The organism is Ligilactobacillus murinus, assembly GCF_003288115.1.
Taxonomy (GTDB): domain Bacteria; phylum Bacillota; class Bacilli; order Lactobacillales; family Lactobacillaceae; genus Ligilactobacillus; species Ligilactobacillus murinus.
Genome location: NZ_CP023565.1, coordinates 674261 through 699339, shown reverse-complemented (window position 1 = coordinate 699339; position 25079 = coordinate 674261). Strand labels below are relative to the sequence as shown.

Sequence of the window (25079 nt, the reverse complement as noted above, 5' to 3'; positions counted from 1 at the left end):
AGGAGAAATTTGTAAATGTCTGAACAAAATATCCAAGAACTATCCTTGGAAGCCGTTATGGGTGAACGTTTTGGACGTTATTCTAAATACATCATCCAAGAGCGCGCCTTACCTGATATTCGGGATGGGTTAAAACCCGTGCAACGCCGGATCTTATTTGCAATGCACGAAGATAAAAATACATTCGATAAACCATTTAGAAAATCGGCTAAATCTGTGGGGAACGTGATGGGTAATTTCCATCCCCACGGCGATAGTTCGATCTACGAAGCAATGGTGCGTTTGAGTCAAGATTGGAAGTTACGCGAGCCGTTGATCGAAATGCACGGTAATAACGGTTCAATGGATGGCGATCCGCCTGCTGCGATGCGTTATACTGAAGCACGTCTGTCAATGATCGCTGCTGAAATGCTTAAAGATATCGATAAAAAGACAGTTGATATGGTCCTAAACTTTGATGATACGGAATATGAACCAACTGTTTTACCGGCCCGTTTCCCTAACTTATTAGTAAACGGTGCTACAGGGATCTCAGCGGGATACGCAACCGAGATCCCGACCCACAACTTAGATGAAACGATCCAAGCAACGATCTACTTGATGAAACACCCTGAAGCAAGCTTAGAAGAGTTGATGCAATTTATCAAGGGACCTGATTTCCCGACCGGTGGGATCTTGCAAGGTTTAGATGGAATCAAGAAAGCCTATGAAACTGGTCGTGGTCGTGCGATGTTGCGCGCCAAGACTGCGATCGAAGCCCTCCGTGGTGGAAAATCTTCGCTCGTAGTCACTGAGATACCTTATGAAGTTAATAAAGCCGTTTTAGTCAAAAAAATAGATGAGATCCGGTTACTCAAAAAAGTTGAAGGGATCGCTGAAGTTCGGGATGAAAGTGACCGTGACGGTTTACGGATCGTGATCGAGCTAAAGAAAAATGCCAATGCTGAAGGGATCTTGAATTATCTCTTCAAAAATACTGATCTTCAAATCTCCTATAACTTCAACATGGTCGCGATCGATCATATGCGCCCTAAACATGTTGGCTTAAAACAGATCTTGACTTCATATTTAGAGCATCAACGAGCAGTTACAACTAAACGGACTGAATTTGATCTAAATAAAGCTAAACAAAGAGAACATATCGTTATTGGGCTGATCAAAGCTTTATCGATCTTAGATCAAGTCATCAAAGTCATTCGTGCTTCTAAAAATCGTAAAGATGCTACTAAGAATTTAGTTCAGCAGTTTGATTTCACTGAAAAACAAGCTGACGCGATCGTTGCCCTACAATTGTATCGGTTAACGAATACTGACGTGACTGAACTTGAAAACGAAGCAGCTACTCTTAAAAAAGCGATCGCTAAATACGAAAAGATCTTAAGTGATCCTAAGGAATTAGATAAAGTCATTCGCCAAGAATTACAAACGATCGCCAAAAAGTACGCATCTCCACGTAAAACTGAGATCCAAGCTAAGATCGCCTCTCTTAAGATCGAAACTGAAGTCTTAGTTGCTCAAGAAGATGTGATCGTTCAGATTTCACGTGAGGGTTATGTTAAACGCTCATCATTGCGTTCTTTCAATGCATCAGATGCTAATGATAATGGCTTACGCGAAGACGATGAACCAGTCCTCCAAACGACGGTCAACACGTTAGATCATCTCTTTATCTTTACCAACAAGGGAAATGTGATCTATCGTCCAGTTCACGAGATCACCGAAGCCCGCTTTAAAGATACAGGGGAACATCTCTCACAAACGGTGGGTCTAGATGTAGATGAGCGTGTCATTTTTGCTAAAGTTTTCAAGAGTTTAGACGAACCAGGAAACTTTGTCTTTGCAACTAAAGAAGGCTTTATCAAGCAGACCGCACTAGTCGATCTAAAACCTGGTCGGACTTACAAGTCACGGGCTAGCCGTTATATCACACTCAAAACACCGACTGATGAAGTTATTTCATTGTATTACACAACTGAAAACAAACAATTAGTCTGTGTATCTTATAATGGTTACGGTCTACGTTATGATCTAGCTGAAGTTCCAACAACAGGAGCACGAGCAGCGGGGGTCAAATGTATGGATCTACGTGATGATACTTTAGTGGCTGTCTTATTAGCCGATGAGCAAAGTGCACTTGGATTATTAACGACACGAGGATCATTTAAGAAGATGAAAGTCACTGAAATTCCAATGACCTCACGTGCTCGCCGGGGAGTACAGATCTTACGGGAACTAAAGAGCAAACCACATCGAGTATTCACTGCATTTTTGATCGTACCTGATCAACGATTAGAAGTTACCACTGAGACTGAAAAAGTGATCACCGTTGAACCAAATGCCCATAACTTTAATGAGCGCTATTCTAATGGATCATATGTGTTTGATGCTAAGACCGAGGGTGAACCACAAAATATACGACTCTATACGCTAGAAAATACTGAAACTGAATAAGCAAAAAGAGTATGTTATCCAAGTTGATAGCATACTCTTTTTGGATATATTTAATTTTTTAATTTAGCTACTAGTGCTTTGTCTGGCGTAACATAAAGGGTCTTTTGGCCTTCATAGATCACAAAACCTGGTTTAGCACCATTAGGCTTTCTAAGATGGCGAACTTGTACGTAATCGACAGGAACATTGGCTGAGCTACGAGCCTTAGAATAGTAGGCCGCTAGACTAGCAGCTTGCAGTAAGGTTTCTTGGGTCGGCTGGGAACTATGCACGATCACATGAGAGCCAGGGATGTCTTTTACGTGGAGCCAATAGTGATTTTTTTGTGCTGTTTTTAACGACAAACGATCATTTTGCAAATTATTTTTCCCGACTGAGATCTCAGTCCCGTCAGTAGCAACAAAGGTTTCTGGTTTGCTTAATTTTGGTTTACGCTTTTTTTGTTGCTTAGTTTGGGTCAAATAACCTGCTGTTTGTAATTCGAGTTCGATGTCATTTAGATCACTTGGTTGGGCTAGTTCTAATTGCATCTGTACACTTTCTAAATATGCGATCTCAGCTTTAGTTAAAGCTAATTGTTGCTCTATGTGCGTAACCGCATTTTTTAGTTTTTGGTATTTTTTGAAATACTTTTGTGAGTTTTGCGCTGGTGAAAGTTGGGGGGAGAGGGTAATTTTGACGGGCTTTTCACCATCATAATAATTAGGTAGCGTCACACTTGTCGCATTTGGCTTTACCTGATAAAGATAAGTCGTCAGCAATTCACCTTTGACCCGAAGACCATCGGCTTTATCCGTATTTTTGAGCTCCTTAGTCAATTTTTTAAGCTTAGTTTGGTTTTTAGACAATTCTTTTTTAACTATATGGATCAATTTTGCACCTTGGTGAAAAACACGATCACGTACAGCTTTTTCTTGATAGTAGCTATCAAGCATCTCACTTAAAGTCACAAATTCTTGTTGAGTCGTATGGTGTGTAAAAATATCAAAGGCTAGCTTATTTTTTTCGGTAAAGATATTAGCTTTGGGATGCTTAGTTTGTTCTAAAAAGGCGTTAAAACTAGTGCTTAGGTCGCGCTCTTCATGAAGCATCTTAGCTAATTGTAGGGCGCTTTGCCGCGATAGTCCTTGATACGTCTTGACAAGTTGCATAGCTAAGACTTCTCGATTCGGGTGATCTTTAACTAACTCTAAATAAAGCTTATCTTGATCTGAAAAAGGATCGCGTTTAGTTTGGGCAGGGGGATTCTTATAGGTAGCCCCGGGTAATAGCGTCCGATAACGATTTTGATTCATCCCGACATGCTTTACAGTATCTAAGATCTTATTGGTCTCTTGTTCTACCAAGATGATATTGCTATAACGTCCCATGATCTCAACGCTTAAGATCAACGGTAACCGATCACCGAGTTCATTTCGAGTCATAAAATAGAAATTGAGAACTCGATCACAATTCAATTGCTCAAGTTTTACTAGCTTAGCACCTTCTAAATACTTACGTAAGACCATCGTAAAATTAGTCGGGACGGGGGGATTGGTATATGGGATCTCAGTGACCTGAACACGCGCATAATTGGGATGGGCTGATAATAAAACAGGATAATTATGGCGATTTTGGCGAATCGTTAGGATGACTTCATTGGCGTAAGGTTGCGAGATCTTCATCACGCGTCCCTCTAAGAGAAGCTCATTTAATTCGTTAGCCATTGCACGGGTAAAAATACCATCAAATGCCATGTTAAAAGCCTCCTTTAAAAAGTTTCACTTAATATTGTAGCCTTTATTTCAAAAAAGAGCAAAGTTATCTGTGTAAAGTTTGTTATCTAATGATATAATTTATTCTTAAAGCTCGTCTAAAAGTGGCTTGTTGAACGCGCACGAGTAAGAACTGTGCTAGTAACTAACTTATTTGTGTGTTATGATAGGATTTGCAATAATAATTAAAGTAGGTGTAATTTTATGAAAATAGCTGTTGTTACCGACAGTACAGCCTATCTAAGCGCGGAACAGATCAAAGAAAATGATATCCATATCGTTCCTATCCCGTTTATTCTCGATGGTAAAAGCTATGATGAAGGTATTGATATTACTACTGAAGAATTTTATGAAAAGTTACGGACTTCGGAAACTTTCCCTAGTACCTCACAACCACCGATCGGCAAATTGATCGAACTTTATGAGTCTTTAGGTGACCAGGGCTATGATGCTGTGATCAGTATCCACTTAGCCGGTACGATCTCTGGGTTAGTTCAAACTTTGGAAACAGTCAAAGATACGGTCAATAATATCCAAGTTGTACCTGTAGATTCAGAGATCACAGTTCTGTTGATGGGTTACTTAGCGATCGAAGCGGCTCGAATGGCCAAACAAGGGAAAAATTTAGATGAGATCTTAGCTCGTTTAGATCATTTAAAGAAAACGATCAACGAATATTTTGTCGTTGATGATCTTCAAAACTTAGTGCGTGGTGGTCGACTGTCTAACGCTGCAGCTTTTGTCGGTAGTGTACTTAAGATCAAACCGATCTTGACTTTTGATGATGAGACTGACAAGATCGTAGCTTTCGATAAAGTTCGTTCATCTAAACGCGCTTTAAAACGTGTTGAAGATCTATTTGAAGAAGATACAAAAGATCTAACTTATCCGATCAAAATGCTTGTGATCCATGCTAACAACGAAGAAGCGGCCAAAGAATGGGAAGCTAAACTTGCTAAAAAATATCCAAACAACTCGATCGAGATCAGCTATTTTGGTCCCGTTATCGGGACTCATTTAGGCGAAAACGCACTCGCCCTTGGTTGGATGGAAGATATCGATAAATAATGATATATATTTTAAACTGGATCGGTAGTATGACCTATCCGGTTTTTTTGAGAAGGAGCTGATTTTATGAAAAAAATCGATCTAGGCTTGAAAGCTAGTTCTGACCCTGAACAGATCAAGGATCGGCTACAATATCAGCCAAATGTTTTTGAATTCTATACCGCTGAAAATGATTTTACTAGGGATGGACTGAAACATTTGGCCTATGGTATCGATCAAGTCAAAGATGCGGGAATAAACCATATCGTATTACATCACCCCATGCGTTACCGTGAGTATTTTACCGAACTTTTGACGCCTGAAGCTAAATTGCCAGAGCTGTATCGATTTATTGAGCAAAGTTCCTTAGATTTGTTACAATTAGCTTATGACAAAAATGTTCAAGTATTGATCCATGGATCTTATTCGCGCCAAACGGCTGAATTTCTCAGTTTATATCCTGATTTAGAACATGCTGAAGAATACGTTTTTAAGCGCTTAGACCATTTTAAAGATCTTGGTAAAGAGCATGTAATGTTTGAAAATTCGATCTCACCAGTATTTTACTATGGGGATGAAGCGCTAGATGCTAAGATCTTAGCTCGTGATTATCGTTTAGCCTTTGATACATCGCATTGCTTTATCAAGTGGCAGGGGGATAACACTAAATTAATGACCGCCTTAGCTCGTTTGAAGCAAAATATCGTTCATTACCATTTAGTTGACTCGTTAGGTAAAACACATGATAGCTTAGAACTTGGTAAGGGTAAGATCGTTTGGAAAAATGTTTTACCTTTACTGAATGAAGATGCGACCAATATCTTTGAGATCGTCTTAAAAGATCAGACTGATGCTTTAGAACAAGTTAACAGCTTTAATTACTTAAAAACGTTGGAGGAAAAATTAGATGTCAACATTTAAAAATATTATGGGTTGGATCAGGCCCGTTGTTGTCGGACTTCTTATTGCACTTTTGATCCACACTTTCCTGTTGTCGTTGGTCAAAGTCGATGGGTTGTCAATGTATCCCAATCTCCAAAATAACGAACGCGTGATTATGTTAAAACATGCTAAGATAAAACGTGATACCGTCGTTGTTTTCAGCGCTAAAGGCGTTGACGATCGTCCTGGTGTGACCGATGGCACAAAATACGTTAAGCGTGTGATCGGTTTACCTGGCGATAAGATCGAATACAAAAATGATGGTAAACTCTATGTTAACGGAAAATTCCAATCTCAAGGATATATCACTACTGAGCAACAAAAAGAAGGAACTTTATCGATCTCAAATGCCGAAGATAAGGGTGTGACTCTTGGTACTGGACGCGCATTTACAGTTCCTAAAGATGAATACTTTGTTTTAGGTGATAATCGTGAAGTTTCCAATGACAGTCGTTCCTATGGCTTTGTACCACGTTCTAAGATCTTAGGCGTTGTCAAAGTTCCATTTTGGAATAATGCACACGAATATATCAATTCATATGGTGATTAATTAATATCGACCCAAAGTCAAGTGGCTTAGGGTCGATATTTTTTATTTTATGAAATTTGTATGCTAAAATTTGTTCAATATCTTTTAGAAAGTAGGGATGTTTATGTTGATACCCGCACGCTTGAAACAAAATGATGAGATCAGGATCATTGCCCCTAGTCGTACTCTTGATTGTGTCGGTGGTTTTGCTGCTAATCAAACAGCACAAGAAAAATTAACACAGCTGGGCTTTAAGGTCACTTTTGGTAACTATGTATCAGGGATGACTTTAGATGGCACTAACAGCATTTCTGAGCGGATAGATGATATTCATGCTGCATTTAGCGATCCTAATGTCAAAGCGATCCAAACAGTGATCGGTGGTTTTACATCAAATGAGTTATTACCATACCTAGATTTTGATCTGATAGCCAATAATCCCAAGATCATCTGTGGTTTTTCAGATTTCACAGCGCTTGCTAATGCGATCACAGCTAAAACAGTGCTAGTTACCTATTATGGACCCGCTTACATAACGTTGAAAATGCTAGATAAAGCAGGGGCTTATCAAGATAACGCTTTTATACAAGCACTGACAAAAAAGCATTACGAGCTTCGACCATCACGGACATGGTCAAGCGATGAGTGGTTTTTATCCGACAGCAAGCGGACATTTTACCCAACGGCTTGGAAAGTTTATACCTCAGGGCGTGTCCATGGCCAAACAGTTGGCGGTAATGTCAACACGTTGTTTTTGTTGGCTGGAACGCCATATCAACCATATTTTGAGGATAAGATAATTTTGCTCGAATTTTCAGATGATGGTGAAACTTGGCTAGATTTTTCTAGGTTGTTGGCGCAAGTATTACAACTAGCTAAACGGCCACGGGCGCTTTTATTAGGGCGTTTTCCCAAAACATCCCAGATGACAGAGCAACGATTGTTATATATCTTGGATAAATTTCCGATCCTAAAAGAGATACCCGTAATGTATGATCTAGATTTTGGACATACCCAGCCAATATTTACGATTCCGCTAGGTCAAGAAGTCTGGCTCGATACTGATGAGCTAGTGATAAAGATCTAGCTAAAATAAACAGTTATGTATATAATACTAACTGTTTATTTTAGCTACCAAAACTACTTTTTATAATGTATATTATGTAAACTAGAATGTGTTGTGAGAAAGTCGATATTAAATGTAACAAAAACTGACCTACTCTCAATGTAACGCAACCCTTAATCTTTGATAAATACCTAGCCCCCAACGAATAAGTGCAATAGCTACAAAAAATAATATACCATACCAAATCAATCCAAAAATACAACCAACTAAGCTTGCAAAAGATTCAATAGCACCTAAAAAGAATCTCATTACATCTCACCACCTTTAACACCTATACGGAACTACATATATATAATAATATAAATTGGTTACTTTCTCTAAATTAATAAATCAATCCTGATCTTTTATTTTGATAATATTTTTTAGCCGAACGTATCTTAAACACAGCATCCCCGATCACCCTATACTATAAAGAGTCAACCTACTAGCTTGCAGGCTGACTGAGATAGATTCAAGTTTTCAAGTACACAAGTTTTAGCTCATTATTTAGTAGTTACAGTCGTTTGTTTTACCTTATTAGTTTTTGGATCGAAGTAAGTTAAATGCGATTTACGTAACTTACTCTTTTTGAAATCACTTTGTTGGTAATTGTTGTTGTATAATGCCGCTTTCCAATTACCATACATTGGATTAGGTAAAATGATATATTTATCTCCAAATTGTGTCGCATTTTGCATAACATCATTTGTGCGATCAGCGACAGTATTTTCAGCTGGATCGTTAAAATCAGAAAGATCATCGCCAAACAGCATGATAACATCAGCCTGTTGTGCCACTTGTTGTCGCCGTTGTTCTTTAGTCTTAGCTTGCTTTTGTTTGAGCAAGATATGCTCACGATCAGCTTGTGGTAACCCTTCAGCCGTCAAATTCTTGATCGTTGCCTTTAATTGTCCCTGTTCACGATCACTGACATAGTAAATTTGAACGCCCTGCTCATTAGCATAATTCAAAAAGTCTTTTGCTCCTGGTACAGCCTTAGCTTTAGCTGCCTTGACCCACCGATCCCAACCGTGTGGATAGGATCGATTATTTAAAGCGTTGTAAGCTTAATATGGCGAATTGTCTAATACCGTTTCATCAATATCTAAAATGATAGCTAATATCTAAAATGATAGCTTTCGGCTTTTCTGACTGTGTAGCAAGCTTAGTCGCCAGGTTATCACGGGCAACATTATATCCTTGTACATACAATGTCTTTACTTCAGCTGAAGTTTGATACCATACAACTGCCATCGTATTTTGGTCGCCCAAATTCGTCTTAGCCGGCGCTGTTGACATCCCTAGTAGCATAAATGCTACGAAACTTGCACAAGATGTATTTTAACGATTTATTTGTTTGAATACAACACAAGTTTTTTATGTAAATTACTCAAACATTTGTTAAGCGGTTAAAAAAGTGTAATAATATTTATAAGACTAGTTTTAAGGAGAATTTATCATATGAATAAACGTTTGCTCTTTGCACTTGGTTTATTATTAAGCGTTATCTTACTGGTGATCGGGAATTTAGCCACATTACCTATCATTTCTTTGGTCGGTTATGGCATAATGAGCCTAATGTTTTTGCTTGCTGGTTTTACAATGGCTATTTTACGCCATACTGGTGCTTTGACGGCTAATGAAAAAAATATTGCTTGGGACAAAGCACCTGGGGAATTAAAGGCAATGACTCTGGTGATCGGGCTAGGCTTTTTAGCTGCTGGGATCTTTGTTATTTTCAATTATATCTTCTGATCCTTATTGAATTTATATTAAAAAGCCAGTACAATAAAACGTATTGCTTTTTAGAGGAGGAATTTTTTTGTCAGAGACATTAAAGATCATCTTGATGTTGATCATTGGCTACTTTTTAGGCTCCATCCCATCAGGTGTTTGGATCGGGAAGTTGATGTATGGTAAAGATGTTCGCAATTACGGTAGTGGCAATATGGGAACGACCAATACATTTCGCGTCTTAGGAAAAAAAGCTGGCACGATCGTTTTATTGATGGATATGTTTAAAGGGACCTTAGCTGCCCTATTACCTTTCCTATTCCATTCAACGGCTGACCCGCTCTTGATCGGTTTAGCAGCGATCATTGGACATGTCTTTCCGATCTTTGCTGGCTTTAAGGGTGGTAAAGCTGTTGCCACGAGTGTTGGTGTCTTATTAGTTTATAATCCATTATTCTTCGTTATTGCTTGGGTGATTTTTTTAGTGACACTTTACATCTCCAGCATGGTCAGTGTTGCTAGTATGCTAGGCTTTTTACTGATCACGATCGTATCCTTTTTCTTTAAAGATGCACTACTTTCAGTCGTTGCGATCGCTTTAACGATCTTTGTTTTTGTTCGCCACTACGGTAACATTGAACGGATCAAAAATGGGACTGAAAATATGGTGCCATTTGGCCTAGGTTATAAGCACCGACAACAAAAGCAACATAAATAAAAGCATATCTTGGTGAAGTGAACCCCCTAAGTTGGACAAAGGAATCTAACTTAGGGGGTTTTACTATGACTAAATTTTCTTTTGAGGATAAGTTGCGGGCTGTAAATATGTATCTAAGAGGCTATGGAAGTAACACAGTAGCTAAAGTTTATAAAGTGAAGAATCACTCAAATATCCTTATGTGGGTCAAACGATATCAAAAATATGGTATTGATGGGTTAAAAGTTCGCTACCCTAAATACGATTACGATGGAAATTTTAAGCTCAACGTTTTAAACTGGAGAAAAAGGCATAAGGCTTCCTATCCGGAAACGGCACTTCAGTTTGATATAAGTAATCCTGGGACGATCGCGACTTGGCAACGTAAATTGGATACTAAAGGTGTTGATGCCTTATTTACTAGAAGAGGACGGGCTAAACACATGACGACCAACAATAATAAACAAGCAGAAAAATCAGAATTATCTGAATTAGAACGTTTACGAGCTGAGAATCGTGCTTTACGGGTTGAAAATGAATACTTAAAAAAACTCGATGCCTTGGTTCAGAAGCGCGGACATCGCAAGAAAAATATCAAATCATCCAAGAACTAAGGCAAAAATTTAAATATACATTGGATGAAATACTACCTTACACTAGTCTTAAACGTAGTACATTTTACTATCAAGCCCAACGAATAAACAGGCGAAAAAATAAAGATGAGGAGCTATTAAAGCTTATAAAGGAGGTCAAATCAAAGCACCCGTGTTTTGGTTATCGTACAGTAACACTGAAATTACGATCTCAAGGCATAAAAGTAAATCATAAGCGTGTTAGTCGCATCATGCGAGAAAATGATCTATCAGCGCATATGTATAATAAACAAAGGCGAAAATATAATTCTGCCCTTGGACCACAAGGTAAGAAAGCTAAGAACTTATTACATCGACGTTTTGATACACATTTACCATTTCAAAAAATGGTGACCGACGTAAGTGAATTTAGGTATGGAAATAAGACACAAGAAGAACGTGTCTATCTTTCACCTATCAAAGATCTATGTACAGATGAAATAGTAAGCTATAGTATCAGTAAGCATCCAACAACAGACTTCGTGGTAAAACCGTTGGATGCATTGATAAAACTTAGACCTAAATTAAACTATCGTATGACTCTCCATAGCGATCAAGGTGTCCAATATCAGAGTGTCCAATGGCGAAAGAAGCTAAAAGAAAATAGGATCTTTCAAAGCATGTCTCGTAGGGCAACGTGCTTAGATAATGCACCCATGGAAAGTTTTTTCCACACAATGAAAGTAGAGCTATATCACAATAAAGAATATACAACACAAGAAGAGTTGGTCAAAGCAATGATCAGCTGGATCAGCTATTACAATAACGAACGGATAAAGGTCAAACTAAAAGGCAAGACACCGGTAGAATACCGACATCTTGCCTTAAGAAATATAGTCTAAATAGAGTGTCCAACTTTATGGGTTCACTTCATGGGCCTATGGTTACCCAGATATGCTTTTTTTGTGTGCTATAATGAAGTTGAGGTGATATTATAATGGCAGTTATGCTTGAAAATGAAAAATTACGCGTCGTGATCAATGAACACGGGGCTGAATTAGCTAGTTTGATCTCCAAAGAAAACGGGTTTGAATATATGTGGAGTGGCGATAGTAAGTATTGGAAACGCCACTCAGCTGTTCTTTTTCCGATCGAAGGACGTTTAAAAGCTGATACCTATCAAGTTGATGGGACAAGCTATCACTTGACACAACACGGTTTTGCTCGTGATATGGATTTTGAGATCTTACATCAAGCTCCAACTGAAGTTTGTTTTGAATTACGTTCTAATGAACAGACCCTTGAAAAGTATCCATTTGAGTTTGTTTTACAGGTTCAATATATTTTGACACAAACTAAACTTGAAGTAGTTTACCGCGTGATCAATCCAAGTACTAAAGATATGTATTTTGGCTTGGGTGCTCATCCGGCTTTTTCAACTAAACTAAAAGCAACTGATACTTATCAAGATTACGAAGTCCGCCTAAGTCCAAAAGAAAGTTATCCGCGCATCCCACTGGTCGATGGTTTTATCGATCTAGAACATGTCACGACTGGCGCAGCAACCTTACCCGTTAGTCATGACCTATTTAAAAATGATGCTCTTATCTATGATCTTGCACAAAAACCAAATCAGGTCAGCTTGGTAAGTAAACAACACGGCCATGGCGTAACGATCACAACCACTGATGCTAAAGCAATGGGTATCTGGTCAAGTTATCCAGCTGAAGGTGATTTTGTTTGTCTTGAGCCTTGGTGGGCCTTATCTGATACTTTGGATACTGATGGTGATTTTAAAACAAAATATGCGATCAATAAGTTAAGTGGGCAACAAGTTTTTGAAGCTAACTATGCGATCGATACTTTCTAACTAAATAGATAATAAAAAAGCAGCACTTCCGCTCTATATGGAAATGCTGCTTTTGGCATCACTATCGAACTATATAAGGTTTACTTTAAGCTATCATTCGGCAAACTCTCAAAAATCTCCGAGAAAACACGTTTGAGTATCACTAAAATATTCGGACTATAGGATGTATTGACTAAGATCTTTATCAGCCACGATCTTGCCTACTTTTTCTTCAACATAAGCTTCTGTGATCGTGATCTCACCCATTTGCATGTCTGGTCCTTCAAAGAGTAAGTCTTCAAGTAATTTCTCTAAGATCGTGTGTAACCGTCGTGCCCCGATATTATCAGTTTCATGGTTTACACGATAAGCGATCTCGGCGATTTTTTCGATCGCTTCGATCGTAAATGTGACCTTAATGTTATCAGTTCCAATGATCGCGATATATTGCTTGATCAATGCATTGTTAGGTTCAGTCAAGATCTTAACGAAATCATCTTTACTCAAGTCTTCTAATTCGACTCTGATCGGAAAACGCCCTTGTAATTCGGCGATCAGATCACTTGGTTTACTTTGAGCAAATGCACCTGATGCAATAAACAAGATATGATCGGTCTTAATGATGCCGTACTTAGTTTTGATCTGCGAGCCTTCAACGATCGGTAAAATATCTCGTTGGACCCCTTCACGTGAAACTTCACCTGCATTTTGTTGAGATTTTGAAGTTATTTTATCGATCTCGTCGATAAAGATGATCCCGGTATTTTCTGCACGCTTGATCGCTGCATTAGCTGCATCAGCAGTATTCATCAATTTTTCTGATTCTTCACGTACAAATACTTCACGTGCTTCTTTAACGGGCATCGTTCGTGTTACCATTCGCTTTGGTGCTAGTGAACCTAACGTATCCGATAGATCTAAGCCCATTTGGCCTAACATCCCATCGGCACCTTGGAATTTTTGAGCAGGGTCTTCCATTTGGATCGTAACTTCTTCGTTTTCAAGTAAGCCACGTTGAAGTTTTTCAGCTATACTAGAGCGTTCACGTCTAATATCTTCGGTTACATTTTCGTTTTCTTCAGCCCCTTGCATCCCAGGCATGTTTGGCATTTTTCCGCTTTGTAGATCACGCATGAACTGCATGAAATTTTCTTGTTCATTTTGACGTTTTTGCTGTTTTTGAGCTGGAACTAACAACTTTACTAAGCGCTTATCTGCTTTTTGCACAGCTTGGCCTCTGACTTTTTTAAAGAGCTCATCTTGTTCCATCTTATAAGCAACTTCGACTAGGTCACGTACCATGGATTCAACATCGCGTCCAACGTAACCCACTTCAGTAAATTTTGTTGCTTCAACTTTAATGAATGGTGCATCAACGATCTTAGCCAAACGCCGTGCGATCTCAGTCTTACCCACCCCAGTAGGTCCGATCATCATGAGATTTTTAGGGGTGATCTCTTCTTGCATATCTTCGGGTAGCTGCATTCGGCGGTAACGGTTACGTAAAGCGATCGAGATCGCTTTTTTAGCTTGGTCTTGACCAATAACGTAATTATCTAATTCAGCTACGATTTGTTTAGGTGTTTTTTCACTATGTTCCATAGAAATCTGTCACTGCTATATAAAATATGAACAAACGTAATCAAATATCTCAAATGATTACATTTGAGAAAGAAATATAGCTTTTCCTTTCCTAAATTTTATTTACTACTCATTTTTCAATTTACTTTTATACTTGCATAAACCATATAAGCGATAAGAAAATACATGTACAATGCTTATCATATCGTCGATCATTTCTTGAGTAGGACGAGTTTCAATGTTATTTAACACTACAATTTCCGTATTGTGCATCTTACATAATCTTTCAAACCAGTCATAACCAAAGCGGATAAACCTATCTTTATAGGTAATAAAGATTGTGTCAACTTGATTATCCATTATTTCTTTTAGTAATTGTTTCATCAAGAATAACACTTTTAGCATGGGAGCACAATAAGCTTTTAAAGTCCCATTGTTATCCCAGCGTTATAGGGTTAAAACAGTAACGCCCAATCTTTCAGCTATTTCTTTTGGTTTTAATATCTACCTCACATTTTATCTTTCTTGTAGATATTACATCACATTTGCTTATATTTTAATGCATTTTAATTAACAGTTATTTCCTCCTTGATTAAAGTTCTTCTACGATGATATTATGGTTGGTAAAAATATCGATGTCGCCAGCGATCGAGATCGCATTTTGAGCGATCTGAGCTGCACTTAGATCTTTAGCATAAGCTGTCATCGCTTTGGCTGCTGCAAAGGCATAATTTCCACCAGAACCGATCGCTAAAATATCATCATCAGGTTCGATAACTTCACCTGATCCTGAAACTAATAGCAAGTTTTCTTTATCCATTACGATCAATAAGGCTTCAAGTTTTTGCAAAGCTTGATCGCTACGCCATTCTTGTGCCAATTCAACAGCTGCTCGTTGTAAGTTACCGCTATATTGATTGAGTTTTTTTTCAAATCTATCTTCTAAATTAAAAGCATCAGCGACACTTCCAGCAAAACCAACTACAACTTTATTATCATAGATCCGCCTAACTTTACGGGCAGAACCCTTCATGATGACTTTTTCGCCCATGGTAACTTGACCATCCCCGGCCATCGCAGTATGCCCATTGTGGCGTACTGCGCAGATCGTAGTTGCGTGAAATGAAACAGACATGTAAATTCCTCCTAAATTACGCTCGTGGAAAGAACTTTCGATAATCTCGTTGTAAGTGTTCCGGCGTAACGTGTGTATATATTTGTGTGGTCGATAAACTACTGTGGCCTAAAAGTTCTTGGACCGCCCGTAGATCTGCCCCATTACTCAATAAATGTGTGGCAAAAGTATGCCGTAACTCATGAGGATGGATCGTACTTGAAAGCGAACTTCGCTTAACGATCTGGTCTAAAACATAAGAGACCCCAGCAGCTGTCAAGGGATCACCATGATGGTTCACAAAAACATGATCATGTTCACGTTTGTATTTAGCCATCAGCGGCTTACGTGACTTTGCCAAATAACGTTTAAGTGAAGTATAACAGTATGACCCAAAAGGCACATACCGATCCTTGCGTCCCTTTCCGTGAAGAAGCATCGTTTTTAGTTCAAAGTCGATATCTTCAAGCTTGAGCCCCGTACATTCACTGACCCGCATCCCAGTTGAATAAAGGGTTTCGAGCAGGGCATTGTCACGTAAAGAAAGTTTGTCAGGGCGCCTTGTTTCTTCAAATAAAAGCTCGAGTTCTTTTTCATAAAAGAACCGTGGCAAACGTCGTGGATCTTGTTTGATCTGTACATACGCAAAAGGATCTTTAGTCACATATCCATTGCGTAATAAAAAACGATAAAATGCTCGCAAACTTGAAACTTTACGGGAAATGCTACTCATTTTGAGATCTTTATCATAAAGTTCACTCATAAAGACATGAACGTCAAAAGTCGTGATCTTCGCAAACGATTTAGGATGACCACTTTCAGCTAAAAAATGCTCAAATTCAGTGACATCTTCTAAATAAGCAGTGATCGTCTTAGGTGAATACTGTCGTTCGACTCGAAGATATTCTTTAAATTCTGTGATCCACTTTTTTTCCATTTGCTTGCTCCTTCACCTATCTAAAGCTATTTTCTAATATTGGTCAATATTAGTCAAGCTCCTAAATGCATATATGTCTAAAACTTTTAAACTTTCTTAAGGTTAGATGTTTGAGATATCTCGTGGTCTATGATCATGTATATCTTAAAACGAAAATATGTTCGTGTAAAGTGATAAGCACACTAAAAAAACTCGTACATCTCACACGAGAACTACGAGTTTTACTTTTTAAATATCAGCTGTTGTTTTAAATTCTTCTAAAACAGTTAACGCACGCTGTGATAGAGCTAAATTACGTTCACGTTTTTCACGGATCCGCTTTTCTAAACGAGGGATGATCCCAAAATTTGCATTGATCGGTTGGAAATGCTTAGGGCTAGCATGAGTGATATAGTGAGCCATTGCTCCCATCATCGTTTCTTCTGGGAAAATGACTGGTTCTTTACCTTGAGCGATCAAGGCTGCATTGATACCCGCATAAAGGCCACTAGCTGCACTTTCAACATAGCCTTCAACACCTGTCATCTGACCGGCAAACAGTAAGTCAGAACGTTTTTTAGTTTGATATGTTGCATTTAAAAATTCTGGTGAGCGCAAATAAGTATTACGATGCATCACACCATAACGGACAAATTGAGCATTTTCCAGCCCTGGGATCATTGAAAAGACCCGTTTTTGTTCGCCCCATTTGAGATGCGTCTGGAAACCAACTAAATTATATAAGTTACCAGCAGCATTGTCCTGCCGTAATTGAACGACTGCAAAGGGTTCCTTACCTGTTTTAGGGTCTTCTAAGCCAACTGGTTTTAAAGGACCAAAGAGCATCGTCTTTTCACCACGTGAAGCCATTTGTTCGATCGGCATACATCCCTCAAAGAACTTTTGATCTTCAAAATCATGTAATTCAGCCATCTCAGCATTGATCAATTCATGATAAAAATTGTAAAATTCTTCTTCCGTCATTGGACAGTTGAGATAAGCCGCTTCGCCTTTATCGTAGCGTGATTTCAAATAGATCTTATCCATATCAAGGGATGACTTTTCAACGATCGGAGCAGCGGCATCATAGAAATATAGTCCTTCATCATCAGTTAGACGTTTGATCGCTTGCGCTAATGGATCAGAAGTCAATGGACCAGTTGCGATCACTGTTAATCCTTCTGGGATCGCGGTCAATTCTTCGCGGATGACTTCCACATTAGGATGGTTTGTCAATTTTTCTGTGATCGCACTAGAGAAAGTCTCACGGTCAACGGCTAGCGCTCCACCAGCGGGAACATTATGCGCATCAGCTGCCTCCATGATGATCGAATCTAAGCGCCGCATCTCTTCTTTTAACAACCCCGCACCATTTGTTAATTGATTTGCACGCAACGAATTAGTGCAGACCAATTCAGCAAAATTTTGTGTATGGTGGGCTGGGGTCTTTTTTTCAGGCCTCATTTCATAAAGTCGAACCTTGAGGCCACGTTTGGCGATCTGCCAAGCGGCTTCACTGCCGGCTAAACCGGCACCAATAACATTAATGCTAGTAGTTGTCATTATTTTACTCCTTAGTTATTTTTGAATGGCTTCTTCATAGTCACCATTTGGACATTTGACTTGTTGTCCTTTTTTAGTCTTTTTATAGACTAAATAGTGGTCACATTTAGGGCAATTTCTACCGACCGGCTTGTCCCAAGAAACAAATTCACAGTCTGGATACCGTGAACAGCCATAGAAAACGCGATTCTTCTTAGATTTACGTTCAACAACTTGTCCCTTGCCACAAACCGGGCATTTTACTCCGATCTGTTTGATGATCGCTTGTGTATTACGGCAATCTGGGAACCGGCTACAAGCGTAAAACTTGCCATAACGCCCCATTTTAATGACCATTGGAGCTCCACAGATCTCACAATTGAAACCAGCAGGTTCATCTTTGATCGTGACCTTCGCTAATTTTTCAGAAGCTTCTTTGACCTCATCAGAGAATGGTTGATAAAATTCATCAATAATAGAGACCCATTCTTGTTTACCTTCTTCGATCTCATCTAACTGACCTTCTAAATTAGCAGTAAAATCAACATTTAAGATATCAGGGAAGCATTCCTGGATCATCTTATCAACGATCTCACCCAATTCCGTTGGTTCGAATTTACGTGCAGCTAATTTAACGTAGTAGCGCTTTTGGATAACATTTAGTGTTGGCGCATATGTCGAAGGGCGCCCAACACCGTTTTCTTCGAGCGTTTTGATCAAACTAGCTTCAGTATAACGAGCTGGTGGCAAAGTGAAGTGTTGATTAGGTTGATTTTTGACCATCAAAACTTCATCGGCTTCTTTTAGATCTGGTAAGATATTATCTTTGCGCTTGGATTCGGCATAGACTTTAGTAAAACCATCAAATTTTAGTTTTGATCCATTCGCACGATAGGTCACACCATTTTGTGTTAGATCGACCCGCATCGTATCTACGATCGCTGGTGTCATCTGACTTGCCACAAACCGTGACCAGATCAAAGAATAGAGTTTCATTTGATCTTTAGTCAAATATTTCTCGATCGATTTAGGGGTCCGCATAACTGAAGAAGGCCGGATCGCTTCATGGGCATCTTGTGCTCCTTCAGATAACTTAGTCTTACGTGGCTTTAAGGCGGCATACTCTTCGCCATATTCTTCATGGATAAATGTTGATGCTTCATGTTTAGCCACACTAGAGATCCGCGTTGAATCAGTCCGCATATATGTGATCAACCCAACGGCTCCACCACGCCCTAAACTGATCCCTTCATAGAGTTGTTGGGCTACCATCATCGTCTTTTGCGTCTTGAATTTCAATGTGTTGTTGGCAGTTTGTTGCAAAGTCGAAGTTGTAAAAGGTGGCTGTGGCATCCGTTTACGTTCCTTTTTAGTGACACTTGAAACAGTAAATGGTTTCTTAGTGTCTAACTTAGCTAAAACATTTTGAACTTCTTCGTTGTTCTTTAGCTCAGCTTTCTTACCGTCTAGACCATAGAAGCTAGCATCGAATTTAGCTTTATCCTTTTTGAATTGGGCATCTAAAGTCCAATATTCTTCAGGTTTAAAAGCTTTGATCTCTTGTTCACGTTGAATGATCAAGTTTAAAGCGATCGATTGCACGCGACCGGCTGATAGCCCTTTTTTGATCTTAGCCCATAATAATGGTGAGATCGAGTAACCTACCAAACGATCAAGAACTCGCCTAGCTTGTTGGGCATCAACTAAATTCATATCGATCGCCCGGGGGTTTTTAAAAGCATTTTTAACAGCATCTTTAGTGATCTCATTGAACACGACTCGATTTTTGTCTTTTGGATCAAGTCCTAAAAGGTAAGATAGATGCCATGCGATCGCTTCTCCTTCACGGTCCGGATCGGCTGCAAGATAAACGTGAGCAGCTTTTTTAGCTTCTTTTCTTAGTTCTTTTATCACATCACCTTTACCGCGGATCGAAATATAATGTGGTTCGTAGTTATTTTCAACATCGACCCCCATCTTACTCTTAGGCAAGTCACGAATATGCCCTAAACTAGCCATAACTTTATAGCGTGAGCCTAAATATTTTTCGATCGTTTTAGCCTTGGAAGGTGATTCCACGATCACTAAATTCTTTTTTACTTTACGTTTTGTTTTCTTTTTGGTAGCAGTCCCAGTTGTAGACCTCGGCATACCAACAACTCCCTCATACTATAGTCTTGATTTAAAAATATCTGTTGACCCGATCAATTGACCAGTCACGAAATTCGATACTCATGTTATGCTATTTAAACTAACTTTGTCAAGCAGTTTGAACATTTATCAGTCAATGTTTACCTTACCTAAATAAATTCTTCTAAGATATCGTTGCTATTTAAGACTGGTTTGGCACCTGCTGCGATCAATTCATTACATCCCGTCGAATAGATATCATTTATCCGTCCTGGTAAAGCTAAGACATTACGATTTTCTTGTAGTGCGAGATTGGCTGTGATCAAACTCCCACTGTGATGTCTTGCTTCAACAACTAACACTGTTTGACATAGCCCCGCAATGATCCGATTACGCAAGGGAAAATGATATTTCAACGGGCGACTTTCTAAAGGATATTCACTAAGTAACAGTCCCGCATGTGCGATCTGTGTTTGTAAAGCGCGATTGCAGCTGGGGTAACTGATATCTAGTCCATTACCGATCACAGCGATCGTTTTACCGTGGTGCTTTAAAGCCAATTGATGGGAGAGTCCATCGACACCCTTAGCCAAACCACTGACAAGGATAAGTTTTTGTTGGATCACATTAGGTAATAATTGGGTCAAGGCTTGCAGTGCATATGAACTACATTGACGTGCCCCGACGACACCTAAGAGTTTTTTAGAATCCAGCAGTTCGAGATCTCCTTGATAAAACAAAACGACCGGTGGTGAATATATCTCTTGTAATTGTGATGGGTAGCGCTTATCTAAAATCGTCAAAAAATGGCTGACTTTTAGATTTTGCTGGATCTTTTGAGATAATTGCTTACTTTGTAGAGCATTCCACAGATCATTTTTTTGCGTTTGACCTAATTTTAAAAGTAAAAAGAGTTCATCCTTACTAGGACAACGCTCAAATGAAAGCATATAACGAACGACCCGTAATTCATTTTTAAGATCTAGGTTACATAAATGTAGCTTCAACAAGAAAAATTCTAATTCGTTCATGAAAAACACCTCTCGCTATATAAATACGCAAAAGGTGGGGATCTATTTGCTTAAATATTTAACAACTGGTTCAAATGTCTTACGATGGATCGGGGTGACCCCTTTTTGAGCTAAGCCAGCCAAATGTTTAGGTGTCCCGTAGCCAGCATTATTTCCCAGATCATAGCCTGGATATACCGTATCATAAAACTTCATCAGGCGGTCACGGTTGACTTTAGCAACGATACTAGCGGCCGAGATCGAAGCTGATCTAGCATCACCTTTGATCAATTTTGTTTGCGGGATGTCAGTGTCGATCTGCATCGCATCGATCAAAATATGACCGGGTTTGATCGTTAAAGCTTCCAAGGCTTCTTTCATTGCGATCCGAGTTGCCTGATAGATATTGACTTCATCGATCAGCTCATTTTCTGCTATCCCAACGGCTACCGCAACTGCTTGTTCTAAAATCTTGTCATAAAGTTCCTCACGTTTTTTTTCAGATAACTGCTTTGAATCATTGACTTCAACTAATTGAAAATCATGTGGTAAGATCACTGCAGCTGTAACGACTGGACCAGCCAAAGGGCCGCGACCGACTTCATCGATCCCAGCGACATATTCAACACCGTTACTCCATAGTTGTTTTTCTAAACGTAAACGTTCTTTAAATTTGACTAACTTTTGTGCCTGTTTTTCTTTTTGTTTATAATACGTTTTTAAAGCAGTCTGAACGCCTTTACGTGGGTCGTCCTGCAATTTTTTTAATGTTTCAGCGCTAGGCTCAGCCTTTAATAGCGCCTTGATCTGTGCGATCGTGTGGCCCAAAATAAATTCCCCCAATTAATAAATTAAGAGGGGCGTGCTACTGCAAGTCCCTCTCGAATATGCTCTAAACTTTAGCTGGATCTTTAGGAACGTCATCCAAAGTATAACGCCCTAATTTTCCCTTACGACAATCAAAGATCAACCGTTCACTTGCTCGCTCATAGTCATCTTTAAAACCTAATTTACGAGTTAGTTCTAGTAGAACTTCAACTGTCGGCAATTCCAAAAGTTCTTCGTCGATCTTATAGCGTTCGATCAAAGCTTGTGGATTTTTTGCACTAAATTCTTCGATCTCATATAAAGCAACATCATCTTTTGCGTATAAAGTATCCTTGATCGCACCCGTCAAAGCTAGTTTTTTACCCACGATCGGATCTTCGAACTTAGGCCACAAGATCCCCGGTGTATCTAATAATTGGAGATCTTTACCGGCTTTTAACCACTGCTGAGACTTGGTGACCCCAGGACGATTGCCCACTTGAGCAACATTTTTTTTGACCAAATGATTCAACAACGTAGATTTACCTACGTTAGGGATGCCGATGCACATGACTTTGATGCGTTGTGATAAGATCCCACGTGCTTTTTTATTGGCTAATTTTTCAGCTAAGACTTCTTTGATCTTCTTATCGATCACTTTTAATGAACCTTGAACACTATTGATCGCTACGGCAGGTTGCCCCATTTTTTCGTAGTATTCGATCCATTTACGTGTTTCTTTAGGATCAGCTAGATCCATTTTGGTCAGCACGATGATACTTGGCTTGTCTTGTAATAGATCCTTTAGCTGGGGATTACGTGATGATTCAGGTAGTCTTGCATCGACTAATTCTAAAACGACATCCACCAGTTTGAGGTTTTCTTTGACTTGACGTAAGGCTTTGGCCATGTGACCAGGGAACCATTGAATAATTGCCATGTTTTTGCATCCTTTCATAAAATTAAATCAGCTTTTGCTATTATACCATGCCTCATAGCACTTTAAAATGCCAGATAGGCCAATAAATGATCCAAGCTCGCCCTGAGATCTTCGTTTCATCGATCATCCCTAAAGTGCGCGAATCTTGGCTGATCCGACGATTATCGCCCAATACAAAATATTTATGTGCTGGGACTTTAGTAGTGGTAAAAAAATCATCCAATGTAAAATCGGAAGTCTCACCCAAATTTGGATCTGTTAGGAATTTTTCTGGAACTTTCTTTTGATTTACGTAAAGCTGATTATTTTCATATTTGATCTCATCACCTGGTAAACCGATCACCCGCTTGATATAAGTTTCACCATTATTGAGCTTGAAAGTAATGATATCAAAGCGTTTGATCGTGCCATAATGTCGCACCAAGACTTCATCGTGATCGTGAAGTACTGGTAACATCGAATTACCATTGATCTCCAATGGTGTGACTAAAAAAAAGCGAACAAAGAGCGCTATCACAAGCGCCAAACTGAAGGGACCACTCCATTTTTTGAGCTTTTGTTTATCTACATGCACTTTCATGATGATCTTTACGTCCCTTTCTGAAAAATACACCCATATTGTAACATAATTTTTGGAAAGATAAAAAACGGGCGTCTACTTTGAGACGTCCCGTTAAAAAACTTATTCACTTAATTTTTCGACAGCTTTTTGGTAGGCGTTGTCTGACTCAGTAACTTTTTGAGCAACTTTATTTTCAATGCTTTCAACGGTCGCTTTATCGGCCGTGCCGTTAACGATTAGGCCGTTGTCTGTTTGATATTTTTCGATAGCTTGCTTGGTTTGTTCATTAAAGTAACCCGATTTTTCATCCAAGTCATAGCCTAAAAAGACCAGCATTTGTTGTAAATTCTTGATCTGCTTTGAATTTTGTCCCGCTTGATAGGCTTTAGTTGTATCGATCGCAGTCAAATAGGCAACATCAGGATAATCAGCTTTAACATCAGGCTTGATCCCTTTTTTATGGATCCAAGTCCCATCTGGCGTCAACCATTTAGCGATCGTTAATTTTAATTCTGTCTTATCTTTGAATGGCAAGGTATTTTGAACTGTTCCTTTACCATATGACTTAGTTCCGATCAAAGTGACATTATTGCCCGATTGTTTGAGTGCTGCCGCAAAGATCTCTGAAGCACTAGCAGATCCACCATTGATCAAGACGATCGCTTTTTCTTTGACCTTGAAACCATCATCCAGTTCATTACTTGCCTTATAGATCGTTGGTTTGCCATCACGACCAACAACTTGCAAGATCGGCTTGCCATTTTCAACAAACATTGAAGACATCGCTAAAGCTTGATCCATCAAACCACCCGGATTATTACGCACATCAATGATAAAGGACTTAGCCCCTTTTTTGCGCAAACTTTGGACTGTTTGTTTAAATTCTTTAGCAGTATTTTCAGAAAATGAAGTTACTTGAATATAACCGATCTGTTTATTAGTAGCTAATTTGCCTTCAACGGTTTTAACAGGGATCTTAGCCCGAGTCAAAGTTTTCGTGAAAGTCGTTCCATTTCGCTCGATCGTGACAGAAACTTTAGTCCCAACTTTACCACGCATCAATGAAACAGCTTTATTCAAGGAGTAATCCTTAGTTGATCTGCCATCGATCTTGACGATAACATCATTGGCTTTCAAACCAGCTTTAGCGGCTGGTGTCCCCGCGATCGGTGCCATGATCTTGATCTTTGAACCACTTTTTTGCACTTGGGCTCCGATCCCACCAAAACTCCCTGAGATCGAATCATTTAATTCTTGACTCTCAGTTTTATTCATGTATTCGGTAAAAGGATCACCTAAAGCCTCGACCATCCCATTTAAAGCACCATCAACCAGCTTTTGTTGGCTGACATCTTTATAATAGTTATAGTAAAGGGCATTATAGACCGTATTGATCTTGCCCATTGCTTGATTAGCTGACTCGAGCCCTTTTACTTGACGATCCATCAGCCAAAATACACCACCTCCACTGAGCAAGGCAACACACAATGCAACCAGCACGGTGGTCAATAAATTGTACTTTTTTTGTAAAAACACTCTTTTAAGTTTTCGTTCTTTTTGCTTCTCTTTTTCCACTTAAATTACCTCTTCCAAATATCCTTGCCATGCTTCATCGAAAACGCTCATTGAAGGTAGATACGTCGCATTCAATTCAAGATAATGCGAGATCTCATGATAATCATCTGAATGTTTAGGAAAAGCTTGATCAAAGAATGCTGCATTGGCAAAATGACTGATCTCATCTATACCATTTGGATCACGTTTAGTCATCAAATAACGATAAAAACTTTCACGCAT

The 25079-nt window shown here is 39.1% G+C and carries 24 protein-coding genes and 2 pseudogenes; 10 read left to right on the top strand and 16 right to left on the bottom strand.

Features of this window, described 5'->3' with window-relative positions; all coding sequences use genetic code 11:
- Nucleotides 1-15 precede the first annotated feature (15 nt).
- Nucleotides 16-2451: a DNA topoisomerase IV subunit A gene (gene parC / locus CPS94_RS03470; protein ID WP_112195075.1), complete on the top strand. Its 2436-nt coding sequence runs from the start codon at nucleotides 16-18 to the stop codon at nucleotides 2449-2451.
- Nucleotides 2452-2501: 50 nt separating this feature from the next.
- Here parC and CPS94_RS03465 read toward each other — a convergent pair whose 3' ends face one another.
- Nucleotides 2502-4187, bottom strand: coding sequence for an NFACT RNA binding domain-containing protein (locus tag CPS94_RS03465; protein ID WP_112195077.1), 1686 nt, complete (start codon nucleotides 4185-4187; stop codon nucleotides 2502-2504).
- Nucleotides 4188-4409: 222 nt separating this feature from the next.
- Here CPS94_RS03465 and CPS94_RS03460 point away from each other — a divergent pair, with 222 nt between their 5' ends.
- The 4 genes from CPS94_RS03460 to CPS94_RS03445 all read left to right on the top strand — a co-directional run bounded on the left by CPS94_RS03460 (nucleotide 4410) and on the right by CPS94_RS03445 (nucleotide 7810).
- Nucleotides 4410-5273, top strand: a complete 864-nt coding sequence (locus CPS94_RS03460) for a DegV family protein (RefSeq protein WP_112195079.1) — start codon at nucleotides 4410-4412, stop codon at nucleotides 5271-5273.
- Nucleotides 5274-5339: 66 nt separating this feature from the next.
- Entirely contained in the window at nucleotides 5340-6173 is an 834-nt protein-coding gene (locus tag CPS94_RS03455) for a sugar phosphate isomerase/epimerase (RefSeq protein ID WP_112195081.1), read from the top strand.
- Nucleotides 6160-6744 carry a signal peptidase I gene (gene lepB / locus CPS94_RS03450; RefSeq protein ID WP_112195083.1) on the top strand — a complete coding sequence of 195 codons (585 nt, stop codon included), beginning with the start codon at nucleotides 6160-6162 and terminating at the stop codon, nucleotides 6742-6744. The genes CPS94_RS03455 and lepB (CPS94_RS03450) overlap by 14 nt, the downstream gene beginning before the upstream one ends.
- 103 nt (nucleotides 6745-6847) lie before the next feature.
- Nucleotides 6848-7810: a S66 family peptidase gene (locus tag CPS94_RS03445; RefSeq protein ID WP_112286368.1), complete on the top strand. Its 963-nt coding sequence runs from the start codon at nucleotides 6848-6850 to the stop codon at nucleotides 7808-7810.
- Between the two features lie 135 nt (nucleotides 7811-7945).
- Here CPS94_RS03445 and CPS94_RS11320 read toward each other — a convergent pair whose 3' ends face one another.
- From CPS94_RS11320 to CPS94_RS11545, 3 genes and pseudogenes are all read right to left on the bottom strand, one after another.
- Nucleotides 7946-8098, bottom strand: a complete 153-nt coding sequence (locus CPS94_RS11320; RefSeq protein ID WP_162626407.1) for a hypothetical protein — start codon at nucleotides 8096-8098, stop codon at nucleotides 7946-7948.
- A 233-nt stretch (nucleotides 8099-8331) separates the two neighbouring features.
- A pseudogene (locus tag CPS94_RS11550) lies at nucleotides 8332-8832 on the bottom strand (HAD family acid phosphatase); the annotation flags it as partial.
- A 94-nt stretch (nucleotides 8833-8926) separates the two neighbouring features.
- Nucleotides 8927-9139, bottom strand: a complete 213-nt coding sequence (locus tag CPS94_RS11545) for an HAD family hydrolase (protein WP_238145379.1) — start codon at nucleotides 9137-9139, stop codon at nucleotides 8927-8929.
- A gap of 150 nt (nucleotides 9140-9289) precedes the next feature.
- On the opposite strand from CPS94_RS11545, the gene CPS94_RS03435 reads away from it, so the two are divergent.
- The 5 genes from CPS94_RS03435 to CPS94_RS03415 all read left to right on the top strand — a co-directional run bounded on the left by CPS94_RS03435 (nucleotide 9290) and on the right by CPS94_RS03415 (nucleotide 12701).
- The gene (locus CPS94_RS03435; RefSeq protein ID WP_004047845.1) at nucleotides 9290-9583 is read left to right on the top strand and encodes a hypothetical protein; all 294 of its coding nucleotides are present in this window, start codon (nucleotides 9290-9292) and stop codon (nucleotides 9581-9583) included.
- A 94-nt stretch (nucleotides 9584-9677) separates the two neighbouring features.
- Nucleotides 9678-10280: a glycerol-3-phosphate 1-O-acyltransferase PlsY gene (gene plsY / locus CPS94_RS03430; RefSeq protein WP_112195943.1), complete on the top strand. Its 603-nt coding sequence runs from the start codon at nucleotides 9678-9680 to the stop codon at nucleotides 10278-10280.
- Between the two features lie 65 nt (nucleotides 10281-10345).
- The gene (locus tag CPS94_RS03425; protein ID WP_004047940.1) at nucleotides 10346-10873 is read left to right on the top strand and encodes a helix-turn-helix domain-containing protein; all 528 of its coding nucleotides are present in this window, start codon (nucleotides 10346-10348) and stop codon (nucleotides 10871-10873) included.
- The gene (locus CPS94_RS03420; protein WP_112193146.1) at nucleotides 10798-11733 is read left to right on the top strand and encodes an IS3 family transposase; all 936 of its coding nucleotides are present in this window, start codon (nucleotides 10798-10800) and stop codon (nucleotides 11731-11733) included. The genes CPS94_RS03425 and CPS94_RS03420 overlap by 76 nt, the downstream gene beginning before the upstream one ends.
- A gap of 95 nt (nucleotides 11734-11828) precedes the next feature.
- Nucleotides 11829-12701, top strand: coding sequence for an aldose 1-epimerase family protein (locus tag CPS94_RS03415; protein ID WP_112195085.1), 873 nt, complete (start codon nucleotides 11829-11831; stop codon nucleotides 12699-12701).
- Between the two features lie 156 nt (nucleotides 12702-12857).
- On the opposite strand, the gene hslU is transcribed toward CPS94_RS03415, so the two are convergent.
- From hslU to CPS94_RS03355, 12 genes and pseudogenes are all read right to left on the bottom strand, one after another.
- Complete coding sequence (gene hslU, locus CPS94_RS03410) at nucleotides 12858-14282, bottom strand: ATP-dependent protease ATPase subunit HslU (protein ID WP_089135191.1); 1425 nt, start codon at nucleotides 14280-14282, stop codon at nucleotides 12858-12860.
- Between the two features lie 105 nt (nucleotides 14283-14387).
- A pseudogene (locus CPS94_RS03405) lies at nucleotides 14388-14639 on the bottom strand (IS607 family transposase); the annotation flags it as partial.
- Between the two features lie 214 nt (nucleotides 14640-14853).
- A complete protein-coding gene (gene hslV, locus CPS94_RS03400) occupies nucleotides 14854-15396 on the bottom strand; it encodes an ATP-dependent protease subunit HslV (RefSeq protein ID WP_004047858.1) in 543 nt (180 codons plus the stop codon).
- A 16-nt stretch (nucleotides 15397-15412) separates the two neighbouring features.
- Nucleotides 15413-16312 carry a tyrosine recombinase XerC gene (xerC, locus tag CPS94_RS03395; RefSeq protein WP_004047859.1) on the bottom strand — a complete coding sequence of 300 codons (900 nt, stop codon included), beginning with the start codon at nucleotides 16310-16312 and terminating at the stop codon, nucleotides 15413-15415.
- 228 nt (nucleotides 16313-16540) lie between these two features.
- Nucleotides 16541-17854 (bottom strand): FADH(2)-oxidizing methylenetetrahydrofolate--tRNA-(uracil(54)-C(5))-methyltransferase TrmFO, encoded by a 1314-nt coding sequence (trmFO, locus tag CPS94_RS03390; RefSeq protein WP_004047860.1) that lies wholly within the window; start codon nucleotides 17852-17854, stop codon nucleotides 16541-16543.
- Between the two features lie 15 nt (nucleotides 17855-17869).
- Nucleotides 17870-19984 (bottom strand): type I DNA topoisomerase, encoded by a 2115-nt coding sequence (gene topA / locus CPS94_RS03385; RefSeq protein WP_056958384.1) that lies wholly within the window; start codon nucleotides 19982-19984, stop codon nucleotides 17870-17872.
- A 149-nt stretch (nucleotides 19985-20133) separates the two neighbouring features.
- The gene (dprA, locus tag CPS94_RS03380; protein ID WP_004047862.1) at nucleotides 20134-20994 is read right to left on the bottom strand and encodes a DNA-processing protein DprA; all 861 of its coding nucleotides are present in this window, start codon (nucleotides 20992-20994) and stop codon (nucleotides 20134-20136) included.
- Between the two features lie 42 nt (nucleotides 20995-21036).
- Complete coding sequence (locus CPS94_RS03375) at nucleotides 21037-21801, bottom strand: ribonuclease HII (RefSeq protein ID WP_112195088.1); 765 nt, start codon at nucleotides 21799-21801, stop codon at nucleotides 21037-21039.
- A gap of 64 nt (nucleotides 21802-21865) precedes the next feature.
- Nucleotides 21866-22720: a ribosome biogenesis GTPase YlqF gene (ylqF, locus tag CPS94_RS03370; protein ID WP_004047864.1), complete on the bottom strand. Its 855-nt coding sequence runs from the start codon at nucleotides 22718-22720 to the stop codon at nucleotides 21866-21868.
- A gap of 52 nt (nucleotides 22721-22772) precedes the next feature.
- Nucleotides 22773-23300 carry a signal peptidase I gene (gene lepB, locus CPS94_RS03365; RefSeq protein WP_004047865.1) on the bottom strand — a complete coding sequence of 176 codons (528 nt, stop codon included), beginning with the start codon at nucleotides 23298-23300 and terminating at the stop codon, nucleotides 22773-22775.
- A gap of 102 nt (nucleotides 23301-23402) precedes the next feature.
- Nucleotides 23403-24857, bottom strand: coding sequence for a S41 family peptidase (locus CPS94_RS03360; RefSeq protein WP_112195090.1), 1455 nt, complete (start codon nucleotides 24855-24857; stop codon nucleotides 23403-23405).
- Nucleotides 24858-25079 (bottom strand): YozE family protein, encoded by a 222-nt coding sequence (locus tag CPS94_RS03355; RefSeq protein ID WP_004047867.1) that lies wholly within the window; start codon nucleotides 25077-25079, stop codon nucleotides 24858-24860.